This window comes from Salipaludibacillus sp. CF4.18, from assembly GCF_051262595.1.
Classification (GTDB): domain Bacteria; phylum Bacillota; class Bacilli; order Bacillales; family Salisediminibacteriaceae; genus Salipaludibacillus; species Salipaludibacillus neizhouensis.
In genome coordinates this window covers 1-1,107 of the sequence record NZ_JBIMEV010000142.1, presented here as the reverse complement: position 1 = coordinate 1,107, position 1,107 = coordinate 1, and the positions used below count along the sequence as shown (strand labels likewise).

The following is a 1,107-nucleotide window of genomic DNA, read 5'->3' as shown; positions in this document are numbered from 1 at the left end:
AGCCAAGATGCTATCAGAACAAGGAGCCAATATAGTAGGTATCTCCGATGCGTATGCAGCTTTATACGATGTGAATGGATTAGATATAGATTATTTACTAGATAATCGAGATTCTTTTGGGGCCGTAACAAATTTATTTAAGAACACCATAACAAATAAAGAACTACTCGAACGTGACTGTGACATTTTAGTGCCTGCTGCGGTTAGTAATCAAATTACGCGTGAAAATGCCCATCAAATCAAAGCGAAAATTGTGGTGGAGGCAGCTAACGGACCAACAACAATGGAAGCAACTAGAATTCTGACAGAACGAGGTATTTTACTTGTTCCAGATGTTTTGGCGAGCTCGGGTGGCGTGACCGTATCGTATTTTGAATGGGTACAAAATAACATAGGATACTATTGGAGTGAAGAAGAGGTCCATGAAAAACTTCGCAAAAAAATAGTAGATTCTTTTAACGCTGTTATTCACACAGCAACCTTACACAAGATAGATACTCGATTAGCAGCTTATATGGTTGGTGTTAGAAAAACAGCTGAGGCTTCAAAATTTCGAGGATGGGTATAAGGGGGGGGGGGGGCGTAGTTGTCGAACAATAGATTGTTTATGTGATGGAATTGTCGAAAAACGATTCATTACTGAAGGGGCATTTGTATATGAATGGGAACCATTGTTTCATATAAAAACATCAAATGGGGTAACCAAAAAGATAGAAATTGGCGTTAGTGGATTCATTGATAAGATATATGTCACTCCAGGAGATAGCGTACGTTCTAATATGACTTTAGCCATATTAAAAGAGGATACATTTCCATCTGGTTGTGATTGATTTACTAATAATTTATAGGGGATGAAATAGATGTTAACGACTTATAAGCATGAACCATTTACAGATTTTAGTGTAGAGGAGAACCGTATAGCATTTGAAGAAGCATTGAAAAACGTAGAAGAAGATCTTGGTAAAGAGTACCCATTAATCATTGGTGGGGAGCGGATTGTAACAGATGAGAAGATTGTCTCAATTAATCCATCCAAAAAAGAAGAAGTTGTCGGTACTGTTTCAAAAGCAAACAAAGAACTAGCAGAAAAGGCGATTCAATCTGCTG

The 1,107-nt window shown here is 37.7% G+C and carries 2 protein-coding genes and 1 pseudogene; all 3 read left to right on the top strand.

Going from position 1 to position 1,107, the window contains the following annotated elements:
* Positions 1 to 568, top strand: a 568-nt coding sequence (locus ACHABW_RS25860) for a Glu/Leu/Phe/Val family dehydrogenase (RefSeq protein ID WP_435759900.1), incomplete at its 5' end; no start/stop codon positions are given.
* Positions 519 to 830 (top strand): hypothetical protein, encoded by a 312-nt coding sequence (locus ACHABW_RS25855; protein ID WP_435759902.1) that lies wholly within the window; start codon positions 519 to 521, stop codon positions 828 to 830. The genes ACHABW_RS25860 and ACHABW_RS25855, both read left to right, overlap by 50 nt.
* 30 nt (positions 831 to 860) lie before the next feature.
* Positions 861 to 1,107 (top strand): annotated as a pseudogene (locus tag ACHABW_RS25850) (L-glutamate gamma-semialdehyde dehydrogenase); the annotation flags it as partial.